This window comes from Affinundibacterium danionis (assembly GCF_042432465.1).
Classification (GTDB): Bacteria; Pseudomonadota; Gammaproteobacteria; order Burkholderiales; family Burkholderiaceae_D; genus Undibacterium; species Undibacterium danionis.
This window is the reverse complement of record NZ_JBHLXJ010000003.1, coordinates 167,979-187,081: the sequence shown is the minus strand read 5'-3', so window position 1 is coordinate 187,081 and position 19,103 is coordinate 167,979. Positions and strand designations below refer to the sequence as shown.

General features: G+C 44.7%; 18 protein-coding genes. 15 read left to right on the top strand and 3 right to left on the bottom strand.

Features of this window, described 5'->3' with window-relative positions:
* The first annotated feature begins 144 nt into the window (after nt 1-144).
* Entirely contained in the window at nt 145-1,122 is a 978-nt protein-coding gene (locus ACFFJH_RS03625; protein WP_390210121.1) for an alpha/beta hydrolase family protein, read from the top strand.
* Nucleotides 1,123-1,519: 397 nt separating this feature from the next.
* Here ACFFJH_RS03625 and ACFFJH_RS03620 read toward each other — a convergent pair whose 3' ends face one another.
* On the bottom strand, nt 1,520-2,836 hold the full coding sequence (locus ACFFJH_RS03620) for a hypothetical protein (protein WP_390210118.1): 1,317 nt from the start codon (nt 2,834-2,836) through the stop codon (nt 1,520-1,522).
* 157 nt (nt 2,837-2,993) lie between these two features.
* Between ACFFJH_RS03620 and ACFFJH_RS03615 the strand changes: the two genes are divergently transcribed.
* Complete coding sequence (locus ACFFJH_RS03615; RefSeq protein WP_390210117.1) at nt 2,994-3,674, top strand: response regulator; 681 nt, start codon at nt 2,994-2,996, stop codon at nt 3,672-3,674.
* Nucleotides 3,610-5,499 (top strand): sensor histidine kinase, encoded by a 1,890-nt coding sequence (locus ACFFJH_RS03610; protein ID WP_390210116.1) that lies wholly within the window; start codon nt 3,610-3,612, stop codon nt 5,497-5,499. The genes ACFFJH_RS03615 and ACFFJH_RS03610 overlap by 65 nt, the downstream gene beginning before the upstream one ends.
* Nucleotides 5,500-5,707: 208 nt before the next feature.
* On the opposite strand, the gene ACFFJH_RS03605 is transcribed toward ACFFJH_RS03610, so the two are convergent.
* On the bottom strand, nt 5,708-6,256 hold the full coding sequence (locus ACFFJH_RS03605; RefSeq protein ID WP_390210115.1) for a cytochrome b: 549 nt from the start codon (nt 6,254-6,256) through the stop codon (nt 5,708-5,710).
* 558 nt (nt 6,257-6,814) lie between these two features.
* Between ACFFJH_RS03605 and ACFFJH_RS03600 the strand changes: the two genes are divergently transcribed.
* The 12 genes from ACFFJH_RS03600 (at nt 6,815) to ACFFJH_RS03545 (ending at nt 18,741) form a co-directional block, all read left to right on the top strand.
* Complete coding sequence (locus ACFFJH_RS03600) at nt 6,815-7,558, top strand: YceH family protein (RefSeq protein WP_390210113.1); 744 nt, start codon at nt 6,815-6,817, stop codon at nt 7,556-7,558.
* Between the two features lie 170 nt (nt 7,559-7,728).
* Entirely contained in the window at nt 7,729-8,973 is a 1,245-nt protein-coding gene (locus tag ACFFJH_RS03595; protein WP_390210112.1) for a sensor histidine kinase, read from the top strand.
* A gap of 41 nt (nt 8,974-9,014) precedes the next feature.
* The gene (locus ACFFJH_RS03590) at nt 9,015-9,788 is read left to right on the top strand and encodes a LytR/AlgR family response regulator transcription factor (RefSeq protein ID WP_390210111.1); all 774 of its coding nucleotides are present in this window, start codon (nt 9,015-9,017) and stop codon (nt 9,786-9,788) included.
* Between the two features lie 213 nt (nt 9,789-10,001).
* Nucleotides 10,002-10,355: a hypothetical protein gene (locus ACFFJH_RS03585; RefSeq protein ID WP_390210110.1), complete on the top strand. Its 354-nt coding sequence runs from the start codon at nt 10,002-10,004 to the stop codon at nt 10,353-10,355.
* A gap of 12 nt (nt 10,356-10,367) precedes the next feature.
* Nucleotides 10,368-10,844: a hypothetical protein gene (locus ACFFJH_RS03580; protein ID WP_390210108.1), complete on the top strand. Its 477-nt coding sequence runs from the start codon at nt 10,368-10,370 to the stop codon at nt 10,842-10,844.
* A 240-nt stretch (nt 10,845-11,084) separates the two neighbouring features.
* On the top strand, nt 11,085-11,537 hold the full coding sequence (locus ACFFJH_RS03575) for a DUF2946 domain-containing protein (RefSeq protein ID WP_390210107.1): 453 nt from the start codon (nt 11,085-11,087) through the stop codon (nt 11,535-11,537).
* Nucleotides 11,538-11,716: 179 nt separating this feature from the next.
* Nucleotides 11,717-12,319: a Crp/Fnr family transcriptional regulator gene (locus ACFFJH_RS03570; protein WP_390210105.1), complete on the top strand. Its 603-nt coding sequence runs from the start codon at nt 11,717-11,719 to the stop codon at nt 12,317-12,319.
* Nucleotides 12,320-12,428: 109 nt separating this feature from the next.
* The gene (locus ACFFJH_RS03565) at nt 12,429-13,406 is read left to right on the top strand and encodes a hypothetical protein (RefSeq protein WP_390210103.1); all 978 of its coding nucleotides are present in this window, start codon (nt 12,429-12,431) and stop codon (nt 13,404-13,406) included.
* Between the two features lie 53 nt (nt 13,407-13,459).
* Nucleotides 13,460-14,413 (top strand): MbnP family copper-binding protein, encoded by a 954-nt coding sequence (locus ACFFJH_RS03560; protein WP_390210102.1) that lies wholly within the window; start codon nt 13,460-13,462, stop codon nt 14,411-14,413.
* Between the two features lie 26 nt (nt 14,414-14,439).
* Nucleotides 14,440-15,618, top strand: a complete 1,179-nt coding sequence (locus ACFFJH_RS03555) for an MbnH family di-heme enzyme (protein ID WP_390210100.1) — start codon at nt 14,440-14,442, stop codon at nt 15,616-15,618.
* A 62-nt stretch (nt 15,619-15,680) separates the two neighbouring features.
* Nucleotides 15,681-17,831 (top strand): TonB-dependent siderophore receptor, encoded by a 2,151-nt coding sequence (locus tag ACFFJH_RS03550; protein ID WP_390210098.1) that lies wholly within the window; start codon nt 15,681-15,683, stop codon nt 17,829-17,831.
* A 10-nt stretch (nt 17,832-17,841) separates the two neighbouring features.
* Nucleotides 17,842-18,741, top strand: coding sequence for a DJ-1/PfpI family protein (locus ACFFJH_RS03545; RefSeq protein WP_390210097.1), 900 nt, complete (start codon nt 17,842-17,844; stop codon nt 18,739-18,741).
* 15 nt (nt 18,742-18,756) lie between these two features.
* Here the strand turns inward: ACFFJH_RS03545 and ACFFJH_RS03540 are convergent, their stop codons facing one another.
* A complete protein-coding gene (locus tag ACFFJH_RS03540) occupies nt 18,757-19,086 on the bottom strand; it encodes a hypothetical protein (protein ID WP_390210096.1) in 330 nt (109 codons plus the stop codon).
* Between the last annotated feature and the right edge of the window lie 17 nt (nt 19,087-19,103).

Sequence of the window (19,103 nt, the reverse complement as noted above, 5' to 3'; positions counted from 1 at the left end):
TGCCAAAACTAAGGTAAAGTTTTAGCACTTTGAAATCTGTTGAAATTACCAGTTAAGATGTGAATGACAATGTGGATTTCATGCGGTTTCAGATATCAAATACACGATACTGAGTTGAAGCTTAGAATAAAAATGGAGAAGCAGATGAAATTAAAACGCGTTCTTTTCTTGTTTGTTTATATGTGTGTCAGCAACTTCGTTTTTTTGACTTCAGCGAACGCCGAATTCATACAATCGAGTATCACTTCGGGTGAAGGCGTCAACACTTTATACGGTAGCCTGTTGATACCAGGTCATAAAGTAAAGCCACCCGTGATCTTGCTCATTTCAGGCTCTGGTCCTACCGATAGAGATGGCAATAGTCCAGCATTGAAAGGAAAAAATGATAGCCTAAAAATGCTAGCCGAAGAATTGGCGATCGCTGGTTTTGCCACTGTGCGCTATGACAAACGCGGCGTAGGAGAAAGCTTTGCCGCAGGAAAATCGGAAGAAGAATTACGCTTTCAAACCTATGTCGCAGATGCGCTAGCATGGGTTAAACAACTGGAAGCGGATCCACGTTTTTCTGGCGTTGCTATTATTGGTCATAGCGAAGGCGCCAGCGTTGGTATGTTGGCTGCGGCAAGAAGTAATGTCGCTGCCTATGTTTCTTTGGCTGGGCCCGCCCGATCCGCCTCCAAGATTCTGAGAACACAATTACAGGATAAGTTGCCGCCTGATTTGCTCAAACTAAATGAAGAAATTTTGAGCAAATTAGAAAAAGGTGAAACGACACCTGAGGTTCCTGCACCTTTGTTAGCTTTGTATAGACCTAGTGTGCAGGCGTATTTGATGTCATGGTTTACCGTAGTACCGGCGGATGTCATCAAAAATTTGAAAATGCCTGTGGCGATTTTTCAAGGCGATACCGATATACAAGTCTCCGTCAGCGAAGCCATGCTTTTATCAAAAGCGCAGCCTTTGGCGCAGTTGCATATCATAAAAGGGATGAATCATATCTTGAAGCAAGTGCCGCCGGATTTAAAGCAACAAGTGGAGTCTTATAGCGATCCCAATCTATATTTAGATCCCGTGCTGATGAAGCCCTTGATTAATTTTTTGAAGAAAAGTTTTACTCGGTAATGACTGCTTACAAAGACTAACTAATGTCGATAGCTGGTCAATAAAATGTACTGTAAAAATGTCCGTAAGCGTTTGAGTCGGGTCCAGAAAGTTAGACAGTTTATTAGTCAGCGCTTATGAGCGTTGATTTCAGAATTGCGCAAGACTCAGTCTTCTTAATGTAAGTATTAATATGGTAGTAAATGTATCCTTTTATACCCTGTTTGATTTATCCAACACTGGTAAAAGTATCATTTAGTTTTGTAGCGTGCTAATACATATCCTTTTTTAGAATTTCAGTATCTCGTTATTGTAAGCAGGGAATTTTATTTTGATTTGTTCCTCGCGATGAATTGGCTAACTCATCGCGTTTTTCATCTGAGTTCGTATTTGTAATAATACAAAATACGAAGGCGGATTATTTTGTTTTAACTGCAGATTGGTACTTTAGTGCGGCAGTTTTGTCTATTGCCACAGGTAGTGCACTTGCAGGTAATGCGTATTCATATTGACCAGACCACCGCTCGCCAAAGAAAACGCCTAACGGTGCTTTTTCAACTAAATAGAATCGATTTGTCCAATACTTGTTTTCTTGATCTTGAAACACCGCGACGTAAACTCGGCTGCGTGTAACTATCGTATCGGTATAAGTATTGTTCACCCATTGTTTTTTGTTTTGATTTTCAAATGAGGTAGCTGGATAAGCATAGACAAGTTTGAACTGGCGTTTGGACTGGGTGCCGCCAACAGCCTGTGACTTGATTAAAATATTCCACTGGTTTTTCGCGGCGTCTAACTCTTGCTTCGTCGGCAAATCATTTGATGGTTCACGTAAGCTTAAATTTGGATCGGCAGTTGCTGCAGTGTCTTCTAAAGCGCTGTCGAACGCTGCATTGGCGGCACGATATTGTTTGATAATGCGTTCTACTGTCCACGCTTTTGCCGCTTCCTCTTTCCCTTCTTTAACTAATAGAGGCATTACCATTCCAGGAAGGAGCAGGTTATGACCGTCAGCTTCGGTCTTGTTTCCAGCAAATGGGGTTTCACCAATATACAGAATTCCAGGTTCAAGCTCTAACAAATTTTTTAGTCCGGTTGGAGTTAATTTGTCCGCTACTTTATTACCTTGCAAATCCGTTTTGTGAATCATTTGTCCGTACAGCAAGTGCATTCTTGATTCGGGATTGCCCTCTGGCAGTAGAAAATGGGTAGTATTTTGTAGTGCACGTAAATTGCGATCCTTATAAGTTGAAGAGCGTGTGAATTTTGCTTTTGGCACTAGTTTAGATGGGTCGCTCGCTTCGAAACCATAGCGCGTTGAGATGGTCGCTACGCCAGTACTGTCGTCATACTCAACTAAGAATTTTCCAATAGCAAAAGTCGCAGATTGATTGAGGGATACACCACCCATTGGTACGTTTGAAAAATATATACCGCTAATCCCGCGCTTATCAGCGGTCACTGGTTTTTTGTCTAAATTATTGTCTGCTCTATCTTGCTCGAATTGTTTTCTATCAGACGCGCTGAGATCAGCGTGCGATAAGCCACCGCTTGACTGGGTAGAACTTTGTACCTTCTCAATCAATTTGTTGAATAGCCCTTGCGCGTGAATTTGTGGGGCTGTTAATGCGAATATACTGGCGATGAGAATCGCACAGCTTTTTTTCTTATACTGATTTTTTTGATGACTTTGTTGATGAAGATTGTGCATAGATATCTGGTTTAGAAGGGTCAATAAAGAATAGTTGATTGTTCAGACTATTGGCTAGTTGAAATATTTTATAAAATACTTATCCCGCTGAAATCACATGAAGATGTGATAGAAAGTTTCTGTAAACTCCTTACTATTTTGTTTTGGAATTTATTTCGCTTTCCTTTTTCTATTTTTATGTATGGAAATTAAGATAGGTATCGTTGAAGATGACCCGAGAACTTTGTCACGCTTTGTAAGCACTATTCAATCACGCGCAAACTGGAGTATTGCCTTCGCGTGTGGGAAATGGCATGAAGCTCGCCACGCTATTTCTCAAGATTCGATAAACGTTTTGTTGTTGGATTTGGGTTTGCCGGACGGAGATGGGATCGACCTGATTCCTTGGACTCTTGCGCACTATCCAAGTTGTCAGGTATTGATAATTTCGGTTTTTGGTGACGAGGATAATGTAATTCGCTGCGTTGAAGCTGGCGCCTCAGGATACCTATTAAAAGGACAGGGAGACGATGAGTTAGCTGAGCATCTAGAAGATCTTATGGATGGTGGTTCACCAATGTCACCACAAATAGCTAGACGTGTTTTAACGCAGTTGCGTGACTACACTACACCAAATCGATTCGGCAATACGACTTTTGAGCAAAAATCATTCGTTAGCGGTTCTTTGCTGACTTCAAAAGAATTGCTTGTTCTCAAAGATTTGACAATTGGTTACACCTATGGGGAAGTCGCTGAGTTGAGACAGATGAGTTTGAACACAGTACGTCATCATGTTAAGAGTATTTATAGCAAACTTTATGTTAATTCACGCACTCAAGCAATTAATACTGCTACTCGTATGGGGATATTGGATCTCAAATAGTCTATTAAGTTTTTTGAGAAAGAAGCTAGTTCTCGTTGGTACCATTCTCTCTATAACGATGAGCGGATTTGTATATGCAGAGACTTCATTGGTGACGAATGCAGAGATAGCTTCTGGATTACAAACAAGATCAAGTTCGATAGGTGTCACATGGTCGTCAGTTACGTTATCTGACGTATGGCGACGCCATAAGCCATGTCGAGAAGGGCATTGGACTTATCGGATTCCGGTGACGTCTTTCCCAAAGAACGATGATTCTGCCGCATTTGTATATCGAGCTGGTAATCGTGTTCATTTCTATCTCGATGACCAAATAATCGCACGATATGGTGACTTATTTGATTCCGATTCAGACTATAGTAATCATGCAATCATCGTATCTTTTCCGAAATTAGAAACAACGAAGAATCTGAATTCCTTTGTTTATATTCAAGTTGCAGGTGACTGTCGACGTTACTCTGGGTTGTCTCAAGTTTTAATAGGATCTCAGCAAGATCTTTCAGCTTTACATGCTGAAAAACTTCGTACGTTCTTGTGGTCAACGATTGCCATCATAGTTATTTGTGCCATCTTAGGATTTATTAGTTTATCTGCTGCCATTTTGTACAGATCTTCTAATGCATTACTGTTTGGGATTGCGTCGGCACTTTGGGCGTTGCGAGCATGGCTTTGGTCCATGCATGACTTGTCGATTCCATACAGCTACTGGTTTTTTCTGATCGATTTGTGTTTTGGAATTTGGATGTCTTTGATTTGTATTCTCGCGTTGAGAGTAAATCAAATTCGAAGCAAGTGGTTGGAGAAGGCACAATGGTTATCTCTTGGCATTTTTTTACTTAGCTCAATTGCCTTAATTTTTGGAGCGCCACCTGTGTTAAAGGCGCTAGGAATTGATTTAATCGTTGTGGCTGGGGCATTTGCCTTGCTGTCTATAGCACGACAGAGTATACGAAAACCATCGCCTTCAAATATTGCAGTTGCTCTGGCTGGTTTGCTAATGTTGATTGTCGGTTTATACGATCATTGGAATGTTTGGATTTCCGATGCAGCTGACGCATATCAGCGCTTTTACTTCACACCTTTGATCGTTTTGTTTTTCATTCTTGCGATTGGTATCGTATTGAATTTGCGATATGTGCATGCCATACGAAGCGACGCTCAGTATAGACACGAATTGGAGGTAGAGGTCGCCAAACAACGAGAGCTATTAGAACATCATCATCAAGAAATGACGGTTCGAGCTAAGCAAGAGGCAATTAGTTTGGAGCGTGGCCGAATTATGAAAGATATGCATGATGGTTTGGGATCGCAGCTTGTGGGCTTGATGTCTTTGGTCCAAACCGCGCCTACGCAGCATACGGAAATTGAGTTTGAATTGCAGCAAGTGATTGATACACTTAGAGCGACAATTGATACCTTGAGTCCAAGTGGAGATGATTTGACTACAGTATTGGCTCAGTTTCGTTTTCGCTACGAATCTCGCTTGAAACGTTTAAAAATTCAATTGCATTGGCGGGTCAAGCCGTTTCATACCATCAACTGGACATCGAACGAATTAATTCAGTTTGAACATATGATTCGTGAAATATTCGCAAACATAATTAAACATGCACAAGCCTCGGAAATCTTTGTGGAGGCCGGTGGATATGGTCTATATGATAGGTTAATCATAAGAGACAATGGGCGGGGATTCAATCCTTTGGTGGTGTTGGGTGGTAGAGGGCTTGGGCATCTACATGAACGTGCAAAAGATTTAGAAATTCAATTGTCAATTGATAGCGAGATTGGTGATGGAACAGCGGTATGTTTGCAATGGAAGACGTAGCTTAACTGTTTGGGTGATACTCCAATGAATAACTTGATTTATAAGTAGAATTGTCTAGAGTATTTCTGTGGATACAGATGAATTTTTCAGGTGCTTTTCTCAATCGCTACAATGTATTACGTCGGTTTTGAGATTGATATAACAATCTGTGTGACACACAGATTGTTTTAGTTTTGGAATGGCCTGATCAAGTTTAAACTAATTCAAGTTAAGGTAGCATGCGACGTAGCGTATTATCTTTGACCACATAATGATGATACAAGCCAGCGAGTGCATGCAGGCCGATTAAAAAGTAACCGACTTTGCCCATGGTTTCATGTAGCTCTTCAATTTGATGCGCCAATTCTTTGTTCGGTCCCATCAGGGCAGGTAATTCCAGACCAAAAAATGGGATGGTTTGTCCTTCGCCACTTAAGATTAACCAGCCAGCCAGCGGCATGCCTATCATTAATCCATACAGTGCGATATGCATGAGGTGGGCGATGGTGGCTTGCCATGGAGGTGGGGGCGGCTGTATGGCAGGTGTCTGATTAGTCACTCGCACCAGCAAACGTACCAATGCAAACGCCAAAACGGACAAGCCCAGCATAAAATGCCACAGCTTCATTGCCTTACGTGGGTCACTACCTTTTGGGAAAAATTCTCGTAACTCTATGCTGGCATATACCGCGATTAAGAGGAGTAACATCAACCAATGTAAGCCGATTGATAGCTTGTGGTAGCGTTGAATACTGTTAGGTGTTGTGCTGTGATTCATAGGTTTCCTTTTTGGTGGGTAGGAAAATCAGATCGTTGATTGTTTTAGACAGCGTGAATGAAATGGAAACGACAGTATAGAAAATTTTTCAGTGAAAATATCATAGGCGACTTCAGCGCGAAATGCCATGCATAAACCAAAGTAAAATTTTATGCATCAATCCCATCAATCCCATCAATCCCATCAGTAACACCAATAGCACCAATGACATCATGAGATAGCTACATAAAGCTTTATACTAGGGTCTGTTAACATTTAAATTGCGAGTGCGAATGCGGAAAAACGGGTACAGGGCTAGGCGTCAAGTCGCGCGGCAGTGCGAGCACTGTAAGCGACTTGCAACAATGCCATGTGCCCGTTTTTCCCATTCCCGAAGGGTTCAATCCAAAACGCGCGATGGACAGCGCGAGGTTTATTTCAGCTCTTGCCGAGGCACCAGCCTCGGCGGCGAACTACGCCTTGCCATCCCACCTTTTGGCTTGAACGCACTTCCCAATTTAAATGTTAACAGACCCTAGCAATATCCCCCAAAAAATTGAAATTTGTATTGGAATTGATATGAATCAAGAGCAATTTAATCCAGCGACTGCGACTGTGATTGCTGATGTGCCTGAAAGCCCATCAACGGCGACCGACAATGCTCAATTATTAGATGCGGTCGAAGTTCGTGTGCTGGCCAGTCTTGCCGAAAAAGAAGCCGCAACACCAGACAATTATCCGATGTCGCTCAACGCCTTGGTCAATGCATGCAATCAACTGACTAACCGTGATCCGATTATGAGTTTGTCAGAAGACGACGTGGTGGAAGCGATCGACCGCTTGGTACAGAAAAAATTAGCGAGCGTGATACATCAAGCGGGCGCACGCGTAGCGAAATATGAGCACAGGCTCAGGATTAAATATTTGTTTGATCAGGATAAACTGGCGGTATTAGCGACGCTGATGTTGCGCGGTGAGCAAACCGCGGGAGAAATACGCAACCGTTGCGGTCGTCTGCATGAATTTTCTTCGGTAGAGCAAGTCGAGCAAAGTTTAAATTATCTGATGGATAAATACCCACCGCTGGTGACGCGTTTAGCGAAAGCGCCTGGCAGTAAAGAAGCGCGTTACGTTCATCTTTTGAGCTGCACTGAAGAACAAGCCCAAGCGAATTCTGCCCGATCGGTGACATCATTAAAAAGTGAAATCAGTGGAACGCAAGCAGAACGCATCGCCACTTTAGAAAGCGAAGTTCTGGCATTGCGTCAGCAAGTGGCGCTGTTGTCTGAACAATTCGGGCAATTTACTAAACAATTTGAATAATGCAATTTGAATAATGCCGCGTAATTCACTCCGTCGAAAAAACTAAAAATCGTATTTGAAACCCGCGTTTTCGTCATTGATCGTATCGCCCTAGTTTGTCATAGTGCTCAGGCTTAGTATGGCGCTAGTTCGATAAATTTTGCATGGATAAAGCGCGAAGGAAGAAAAAGATGTGGAGACAATTTGTAGATTGGCATCGTAATTGGCAAGACGAAATACTCGCGATTTTGCTAAATCCCGAAGTGGCGCAGGGCAGCCTTAATAAAAGAATTGCACGTAGCGTTGAGCGCTTGAGCAGCATCGAGCGCAAGCAATTACATCAGTTCTGCGAAACGTATAATGGTTGGCGTTTGTGGCGTGCTTTGTTCGCCTGCGCCACTTTTTTCTGCGGAGTGGGGCTGAGCTTCACCTACTGGAAAACGAGTGTTGATAAACCTACCGCGATGATAGTCGCGAATGTGGTCGGCTTTGGTTTATTGGTGGCGCTAACTTCAATTTGGTTTAATTACCGTCGGGTCGTCGAGAAAAAATATAGGATTTTTTTCTTCACACAACTTAGCGTATTTGGCGGCGCATTTATTGGTAGTGCGATAGGCGCCCTGATGAAAAATAAGCCCGTATTGCCTTTGTTGGTTGAGCGCATGCCGATTATTTTGACCGCGGCTGGCATTATTAGTGTCATCTATGGAATTTTGGTTGGCCTAGTCGCTGCTTGGCGCAATATCGGCTATGAACGCATCGCGACTCAATTGCAATGGGAAGCCGAACGGGAAAAGGCGGCACGTGAGTTGAGCGAATCGCAATTACGCTTACTACGCGCCCAGATCGAACCGCATTTTTTGTTTAATACCTTGGGCGCAGTTCAGCAACTGGCAGAACAGGGGAGTAAAGACGAACAAGGCCAGTCAAAAGCGGCGGTATTAACGGCTAACTTGATCGTCTTTTTACGCGCTAGTATGAGCGAGATGCGAGCAGAACAAGTGAGCTTAAAGGATGAGTTCGCGATGGTCGAAGCTTATCTAGAAGTCATGCAAGTACGCATGGCGCACAGATTGACATTTAGCTTGGATCTACCGCCCAGCTACGCTGACTACAAGATTCCAAGTATGGTGCTGCTGACCTTAGCCGAGAATGCGATTAAACATGGCTTGGAGCCCGCTATTCGTGGTGGCAGTATTCACATTAGCGCACAGGCGGTAGTTGGTAATTCTACAAGTAGTGATTTATGTATTACGGTGCAAGATACCGGTGTTGGTTTAAGCGATAAACCAAGTCATGGTATCGGTCTGCAAAATATTCGCGATCGACTACGCCTCGCCTACTCGGGTAAAGCAGGATTAGAGATCAGTGAGGCGGAAGCAGGTGGCGTGATCGCAGAAATTTCGATTCCGTTGAGCGAGGGCGTGTTGACATAATATGGATCATGAACTTTGAATAATCTAATGAGAGTGGCGCAATGACGATAAAAATTTTGGTCGCTGAAGACGAACCATTAATGCGAGACCGTTTGTTGGGGCAGTTAGAAAAATGTTGGCCGCAAGCGATGATTGTAAAAGTCGCAGAGAATGGCAATGATGCTTGGGATGGATTTTTGGAACATGAACCGAACGTCGTATTTCTTGATATTCGTATGCCTGGGATGTCAGGGGTAGAGGTCGCAAAAAGAATTGGTAAGGGGGCACACGTTGTTTTTATCACCGCTTACGATCAATATGCAATTGAAGCATTTGATGAGGGTGCCGTCGATTATTTATTAAAACCAGTACAGGAGCAAAGGTTAGAAAAAGCGATAGAGCGCATTAAAGAAAAATTGAATGCGACACCTGCGGATCTCTCACATTTGCTAAGTGGCTTACAACAAAGTTTGCAAAATGTGCAGAAACATTCCACCTCTACCGCCAAGCCAGAAAAGATGAAATGGATTAAAGCGACGGTTGGTAAACAGATCAAATTAATTGATGTCGATGAGGTTTTGTTTTTTCAATCCGATACCAAGTACACCCGTGTGGTGCTGGCAGATTACGAAGCTCTGATACGGACGGCTTTGAAAGATTTGATTGATGGTTTAGATAGTGAAAAATTCTGGCAAGTACATCGTTCGACGGTTGTCAATACCAAAGCGATTTTGGCAGCGGAACGCTTGGATGCCGAGCGCATGCAGGTTTTGATCAAAGGTAGTCACGAAAAATTATTGGTCAGTCGGAACTTTACGCACTTATTTAGAGAGTGAACATGTAAGCATAAGCGTCGAGCAGGGTACGAGTTGCCGCGCTGATTTGGGATGTTTGAGTCGGGAATCATCAATTTCACGCATACTCCGGCACCTTCTCCGCTGTTTTAAATTGTCTGGTTTCTTTTTGCTACGCAAATCGACACTAGAGGTCCGGCACGTAGAACAGCGTTCAACACCCATATCAATCAACTCTATTCGCAAGGAATTCCCATGTCACAAGTTCAATCATGGTCTGATATTTCAGACGCCGCCATCTCTGAAATCGGCGTACGCCAACAACATCGTCCATCTGAAAACTTTAAGTTTTATAGCAATACCTATGAAGCGAATCAAAGCATAACGATTAAAGCCACACATGGTTTTCGCGTTTATGTCCTGACCGGTAGCTGCGCTTTGAACGTTGATGGACAAGTTGTCGAGTTGGAAGCGGAACAATTTATACAATTAAAAGATGGCGCTTACACTTGTGATACGGGCGCTGAAGGCGTCAGCATCGTTAAAGTCTTCAATGCTGCCAAATCGGCAGCAAAACCGGCAGCAAAACCAACGGCGACCAAGAAATAAGAGATCGTAGTCATGTCAGATCAAGAAGTTCAACTGATACAAGAAGCCCGCGTGTGGCAAGCTAAGGAGTGGACCGCACGGGTCATTAAGAACGATGACGACGATGGCTGGGCGGTCGCCATGTACAAAGATGGTCAAGCAGAACCTGCCCTGATCGGCCCGTGGACTATGGGGCGCGATAAGAAAAATCCCAAACCATTAGACCACAATGCGTTCAATACTTTAGTAAAAACCGCCAGCGAATTCGTTCGTCGTCACGAGCAACAATTGCATGCGACTTTGAATAAAAATTTGATCGTGAGTGGTGTGGAGATGGATTACAAAATTTGTTTACAAATCATTCCGGATGAAGATGCGCCTTATGCTTATTTGAGTGCGTTTGATCTTGTAGGTGAACAGATCGCAAAAGTGAAAGTGCGACCGGATTTTAAGTTGAATCAGGTTTCTGCTTTGAAGTGGGTGGAGAGTGAGTTTGGTCGGATTGATTGAGCTAGTTAAATTTGACGCAATTTATATAATCTGTCGAAGAATTAAGAATTATGTTTGTTTTCATTTGAAAAGCAGGTATTTAGGTTTTCATAATCGAATTTCGAGAATTGCAGAATGTCTGCTAAGATTCTGGGCTCGGTTGGATTGATATAGCTAAAAAAACTATTTTTCTTAATGTTAAACTGCAGTTCCCAACTGTGTTTACTATTGTTTGGTTTATCTAAGATACATTTCAAAACTATGTGGCGCTCTCAAATTCATCAGCGTTTATTTAGCTGGATTGCGATTTTAGCGATCTTGTTGAACTCGCTTATGCCTTTGATTTCGCAGGCAGTTGAGCTTCAAACTGGCAATTCATTCAAACCATCTTCATCGTTTGTTGCCGCCGACGGTGCGAATTGGCAAGAACTTTGTTCCGCCAATGGATCGGTTTGGATTAAGCTTGATGCCAATGGCAATATCTTAGAAAAAACCAAAGAAAAGCCGGCTGGTGCACCGAGCACTATTCATCTTGAGCACTGCGCTTATTGCTTAACCCACGCTGGCAGTTTTGCACTAGCAGTGACCGATTTAGTCTATGCGTTTGCTCAAAGTGAACTAGATCAATTCACCGCAGTTGATTTTACACCAGACCTTCCTCAATCCTTTTGGATATCCCCAGCGGTTCGCGCTCCCCCAACTTTTGCATCCTAATTCTTTTGGTGCTCTTGCTTGCATCGTAGTTCTACATCGAAGACTTTTTGTTTGTTTTTGATGCAGCGCTATATGCTGTGATCAATCTTAGTCTGTCTTCAGAATGATTTGATTTCACAAGGGCGATTCAAGTTGGTTTCGACAGTTTTATGTTCGAAACTATCGTATGAGGATGCAAAATGAAACATCATTTAACTCATCGTCGTGCGCGCCAAATTGAAGCGCGCGAAGAATTAAGTCCACAGGATCTCGGTCTTTTGTGGCGCATCGAGGCAGGCACAATGCGAATTGATAGCGTAAGCGAAGACGGTAGCTTGCATTTCGTTCGTTTAGCGATTGCTGGAGACATTTTAGGCATGGAAAATGTCGCAGGTGTCACTGAAAAGTTAGCGATCCGCGCACTGACGCCGACTCGTCTTGTCCCACTAAATGTGGTGGAAGCGCCTCAATTGACACCGCTTTTGCTCGAATCCTTGAGCAAGGCGCATCAGCGTTGCCGCGAAGTCGTAAGTCTGCGAACTGGCGCAATTGAAGATCGTATAAAACGATTATTACGTATCTTATCAGTGGTCGAGACTGACTCTGATGCGACTGCAACTTGCAATCTTCCTAGTCTCGGCAATATCGCTGAGATAGTTCACTCAACACCCGAAACGGTTTGCCGTGTCCTAGCGAGTTTGCGCAAACAGCATGTGCTAGAAAAAACGACACCCAGCAATATTCGTAGCAAGGGCTTGGATTTTCACCAGCACAAAATTGCGACACATGCGCTAGCCGCTTGATTTAGCCGCGTTCTCTTGTTCACCTTCCACTCTTAATTAGAGTGGAAGGTGAACTCGCCCTGCATATGATGTGAAGAGAAAAATCGTTTCTTTAATTCTGATAAAAAACATGAAATTCAATAATCAATTAGTGCCGTTGAAGGCTATCGCTTTAGTTTGGTCTACGGTTCATTTGCTCAGTTATTCTGAGTTCGCACAGGCATCCTGCGGTAGTAGCTTTTGTTTGGTGAATACCGATTGGGCGGTGCAAGGTGCTTGGATGGATCGTGGCTATCGTTACGATCTGCGGTTTGAAACGGTGCGTCAAGATCAGCTGATGCGTGGTTCCAAAAAGCTCAATTTGACTGGATTCGATGCACGCAATGCAGAGCAAGAAACCGATAGTCGTCGTTGGTTGTTCAATTTGGATCATGGCATTAACGAAAACTGGGGCGTATCTGCTGCCATTCCTTTCATTGATCGACGTCACCAACACGCAGAGGCAGGTCAGTCCGTCAGTTGGGATTTTCGTCAAATTGGCGATGCGCGAATAACCGCACGTTATCAAACCGGCTTGCAAGATGCTAAGGATGGCGGTGCATCGGTGATCGGGGCGCATGTGGGAATCAAGCTCGCCACAGGTAAATTTGATATTGCCAATCTAACTGGAACCAAGGCTGAACGAAGTTTGCAGCCAGGTACAGGGACGAACGATCTATTGGCAAGTGTTTATTACCGCAGGGTGCTAGCCGATATCGCGACGACGTGGTTTGTGCAAGCGAATTTAGAAGCGCCACTGCAAGAACGTGATGGCTTCAAACCGGGTCGCAAAATCGGCGTCGATCTTGGCATTCGCACGCTATGGACGAGTTCTTTGTCGCCCATGTTGCAAGTGAATCTCCAACATCGCGCGTCCGATTCTGGCACCTTTGCAGAACCCGCCGATTCAGGTGGACGCAGCATATCTATTAGCCCAGGGCTTAGCTACAAAATGACACCACAGACCCATGCTTACGGATTTGTGCAAGTTCCCGTTTATCAACATGTGACAGGTCAGCAATTAAGCCCTAAATGGGCGGCGACCGTCGGCATTCAATCGCATTTTTGATTTTGTATCCACATTCTCAATTTTCCACTCTTTTACTTTTTTTAGGATAGACAATGAAAGCTACTTCTACATTTAAGCTGCCAACACTAATGACAATCGCAGCAAGCATCAGCTTGGCTGCTTGTGGTGGCTCTAGCAGCCCGGCGGCACCAACTGCACCAACTTATCCAGCGACGATGCAAGTTAGCATCAATTTTGATTTGTTGGCGAATGGCAGCACGGTGAAATGCGGCACAGCGATTACCAGTCTTGGCAGTAAAGCGACGACAGCAGAATTAAAAGACGCGCGCTTTTATATTTCTAGCGTGAATTTGATTGATGCGAATGACAAAGCGGTACCGGTGACATTAACTGCAAATGACTGGCAGAACGATAAGGTTAGCTTAATCAGTTTGATTGATGGTGGCAGCGCGGCTTGTGGTGGCACAACTTTACCAACAAACGCGGTCATCACCGGCACGGTTCCTGGTGCTGCATATAAAGGTATCTCTTATGAAATTAGCGTGCCAGAAGATCTCAATCATAGCGATTATGCTGCGGCTGCAAAGCCTTTGAATGTACAGGCTATGGCTTGGAGCTGGACCTCTGGTCGCAAGTTCATGAAGTTGGAAGTGAATCCAGTTGGCGGTGTCGATGTCGTTCGCACCAATTCAGGAACCACACCGCCAACTACCACGACCAACAAGGCAAGTACATGGAATGTCCATCTTGGTTCTGGTGGTTGCACGACCAATGCCACCACTGGTGCCTATAGCTGTACCAATGCGAATCGCATGTTGGTGAAATTAGCCAATTTTGACTACAACACACAAAAAATCTCATTGGATCTAAATGCCTTATTTTCCGGCAGTGATTTAACGACTGATTTGGCCGGCGCGACTGGCTGCATGTCTGGTGCTACCGATACGGACTGCAAAGCGATCTTTGACAACATGAAGATCAACTTAGCGACTGGCGCTACGACATCTGCGGGCGTTCAATCGATTTTTGTCGCACGCGCAAAATAAGCTAATAATTGAAAGTGATTTTGTACGTGAAACTTCGAATTAGCCGAATAACTTTCACCGCCGTGTGCAGCACGGCGGTTATCAGCTTGCTGGTAACCGCCTGCGGTGCTGGCGGTACTGGTGGAGGTGGCCCCTCCGCAACGCATTCGCATGCAACTCCTACAACGCCAGCATTGAACGGATTTCCAGCGCCTGTGATACCAGCATCCAATCCTTTGAGCGATGAGAAAATTGCCTTGGGGCGCCAATTATTTTATGACCAACGTCTATCCGGAAACGGAACACAATCCTGCGCGTCTTGTCACCACCAAGACAAGGCGTTCACCGACGGTAAACCGCTTGCAATCGGCTCAACGGGAGAAATTCATCCTCGCAATTCGCAAGGCTTAGCAAATGTCGTATACAACGCGACCTTGACTTGGGCTAACCCAGCACTCACCGAATTGGAACGGCAGATGGAGGTGCCCATGTTTGGTGATAATCCGGTCGAAATGGGCATCAACGACGCGAATAAAACAGAAGTACTAAACCGATTCAAAATAGATATTTCCATCCTCAATCAGTTTAAGGCGGCGTTTCCTAAAGATAGTGATCCAATTAACTTCACCAATATCATCGCGGCAATCGCTAGTTTTCAACGTACCTTAATTTCGAACGAATCGAAATATGACCAGTTTTTGCGCAAGCAGGTGACCTTTAACGAATCTGAAATTCGCGGTATGAATTTGTTTATGGGCGAAACCGCAGAATGTTTCCATTGCCATGGCAGCTTTAACTTTAACGATCAACCCAAGTTCGTTGGACTAAGTCCAGTGGAAACACCATTTCACAACACAGGCCTGTACAACATTGATGGCAAAGGAGGATTTCCTTTTCCGAATCGCGGCCTCTTTGAGTTCACCTCCAAACCTCAAGACATGGGTGCATTCCGTGCGCCGAGTTTACGTAATGTCGCAGTCACTGGCCCGTATATGCACGACGGTTCGATCGCCAGTTTGAAAGAAGTATTGGACTTTTATGCGGCAGGTGGACGCCATATTACTAGCGGTCAACATGCTGGCGATGGCAGGCTAAATCCCTATAAAAGTGATCTGATTACGCGGATCAACTTGAGTGAGCAAGACAAGATTGATCTAGTGAATTTTTTGGGAACCTTGACGGACGAAAACTTCTTGAAAAATCCCAAGTTTGCTAGACCACAATAAGTCCGATGTATAGCTGCATGCAGACCCAAAAAACAATGTAAACCAACTACATGGAAACAAAAATGAGAAATAAAACCAATCATCAATTACTACTGAAACCGATTGCTATCGCGATCTTATCCATGACGAGTCTAGGTGCTGTGGCTCAATCTACGACTGCGCCCGAAGTGGTGATTACCGGAACCCGTATTCCAACAATCTTGGGAACTACACAGTCAGCTACGCGCACTGATACGCCGATAGAATTTGTCCCGCAATCGATCGTTGCGATCTCACGTGCGCTGCTTGATGATCAAGGCATAACAAACCTCAACGATGCGCTCCGCAATGTGAGTAATGTGAACCAAGTGGATCCACGTGATACCAATAATGTGACATTTAAAATTCGCGGCTTTAATTCTGCCTTAGTCGTGGATGGCGTAGCGATGCCGGGCTATTTTTCCGGCAAAGAGAGTTTAATAAATGTCGAACGTATTGATGTCTTGAAAGGACCTGCCGGTGGCTTGTTCGGTAGCTCACAAGGAGTGGGTTCCTATGCAACGCTGGGAGGAACTATTGCGATTACCACAAATGCACCTCAAAACAATGAGATTCGCCAAATTGGTGTCGGTGTTGGTAGCTACCAGGCGCGTGATCTGCATATCGATTTAAATCAACCTATTTCGAAAGACTGGGCATTCCGTATCGTGGCAGACAATAGCCGCTCAGATAGCGAATCTCAATACGTGAACTTCAAGAATACAGCAATATTTCCAAGCCTGTCATGGACACCGAGTGCAGACACGAAGGTAGTTTTACGTGTGCGTTATCTGGAAAATACCACCAAAGATTATGGTGGATTACCGCAAGAAGGCACGCTCGTTACGACACGTTTCACGCTGCCACGTAGTAAAAATTTCACCGCTAACGGTATTCCAGATACGGTCAATAAATCTACTGGATTCAATTTGAACTGGACTACACGTCTCGATGCGAATTGGACAGCCAGTTTGATCGCCGCAAAGACGACAACCGACTTAGATCAACGTGGTACCTATGTATCCGCGGAAATGGGCATGCCAGGCTATGAATGCTTTGGTTTTGGTGTGATCGGCGACAAGTACAATTTCTGTGGATTGAGAATGTGGGAGCATTACAATGCAACTGCGATTTCGCCGAGTCTCACCGGTAAGCTTGAATTCGGTGGCATTAAGCATACGGTGAATCTTGGTTTAGATTGGGAAAAGACCTACGACAACGCTTTTATGTTGTATTCCAACATGATGGGATACATCGGACCAATCGATCTTACTAGTAATGTATTGCCAGCTTGGTCAGAGCCGATTGTGCCTGGCGCAGAAGGACGCCAACGTAATGTGTATCAATCGCGTGTTGCGTATATTCAAGACCAAATGCAATTCGGTGGTTTGCATGTGACAGCAGGTGTACGTCAAACCAAAGTCGATGTGACCGATGTGAATCCTGATCCTATGTTTGCGGTGAATAATATTAGTAGCAACAACAAACTGACTTCGCGTATCGGCGCGGTATATCAATTGACTCCGGGCTTGTCCGTATTTACTGGTTTCAACCAAGGGATGAAAGTACCGACGGTATCTGTCTTTGCTAAACCTCCCAAACCAGAAACTTCTACGCAAAAGGAGTTTGGTTTCAAGCTGAGTAACTTCTCGGGTGTGACAGCGACTTTAGCTTGGTTTGACTTGACTCGTCAGAACGCAGCAGTGACGGATCCCATGACCTTTAAAGCGGTGCAAACGGGTGAACAAGAATCGAAAGGAGTTGACCTCGATCTGCAATGGCGCGTCAACCCAGAGTTTTCCTTGTTAGCCGCTTTCTCCTCACAAAAAGTGGAAGTGACGAAAGATACCAATACCGCGCTGTTGAATAAACAGTTGTTCAATGTGCCGAAACAGAGTGGCCGTATTGCAGCTCGCTATGATGTTAATGGCGGAAGCTTGGATGGTCTAGGCTTAGGTCTAGGAATGAGTTACCACAGTAAATTGCCAGGTAATAACACCAATGATTATTTCACGACGGCAGCAACGGTATTCGATGCACAAGTATCCTATCGTGTCGGCAAGGCACGTTATGGCTTGAATATTGTTAACTTGGCGAATCGTCAGTACTATCAGCCTTCGTCGTATTTCCTAGGTGGGCAAGTGACGCCAGCGGCGCCACGCACCGTGATGGCCACTGCTGTTTTTGATCTATAAGGGGAATAGGATGCGACGTCGATTTTTGGGTAGATTGCTTGCTGGAAGTGCCGCGATGGCATGTTTGCCGATGTGGGCAAGAGCGAATGATGCTGCGGATGTAGATCATCAAACCAAGCACCAACAACCGCAAGCAGCCACCAAAGAATCGGCCGCCGCACAACATCAAGCAGCAATGGAAAAACATGCCGAGGCGCTCAAGGGTGATCTGGTAAAGATTGGTTTCTTGATTTATCCAGGCATGTTTTTACAGGATCTAGTGGGGCCGCTGGCGGTGTTTGAGTCATTGATGAATCGAGAGATTTATTTGTTATGGAAAGACAAGGCACCGGTGGTTAATGACGATGGTTCACCTACTTTAATCCCAGTGCAAGCGAGTCATACATTCGCTGAATGTCCAGAGCATCTTGACGTGCTGTTGGTTCCTGGTGGCGGATCTGGCACCCTCAGCATGATGGAAGATCAGGAGGTTCTTCACTTCCTTCGTGAACAAGGTAAAAACGCCAAGTTTATCGCCAGTGTCTGTACTGGTTCTTTAATTTTAGGCGCGGCAGGTTTGTTGCAAGGTTATCGCGCCAGCTCGTATTGGGCTGCGCTTGATGTACTCAAAGACTTGGGAGCGATTCCTGTCAAGAAGCGGGTAGTGATAGACCGTAATCGAATGACTGGTGGTGGTGTTACGGCAGGTATCGATTTGGCACTAACAATCGTCCCGCAACTGCGGTCTGTTGAATATGCCAAAATTGTTCAACTCTATTTGGAGTACGATCCGCAGCCACCATTTGATGCTGGCTCGCCAAGCAAAGCGCCACCAGCCGCAAAGCGATTTATTTTGGATATGTTTGAAGGCTTTGTTTCAACTGCTCGTGAAGCTGCAAAACGGGCGCGGGCGAGTTGGCCCAGCGTCTGAAATTATCTTCTTTGCTCAATATTCCAACTGCAATTTGTGTATTTGCTTGGCTTTTATTTTTTCTAGTACTCCGAGCGTTGTGATAATTTTTTGGGGCTGTAGGTCGGTGGTAGACCGACAGCTACTTACTTTCTTTGCTTCGCCAAAGAAAGTAAGCAAAGAAAGGCGACCACGCTGCCACTGGCCTTCGGCTTCCCAATTGTGCAGCACAAAAAATGGGAAAGCCATGAAACTCGCTCCCCTTGCAGGGCGCATCTTCGCTTGCAAGCGAAGACCGTACGCAGGCGATGTGCATGCACATCGAAACCCCTGCTTAACCTCAAACACAAGGCTTTCTTTATCCATTTTCTGTCCTGCACAAT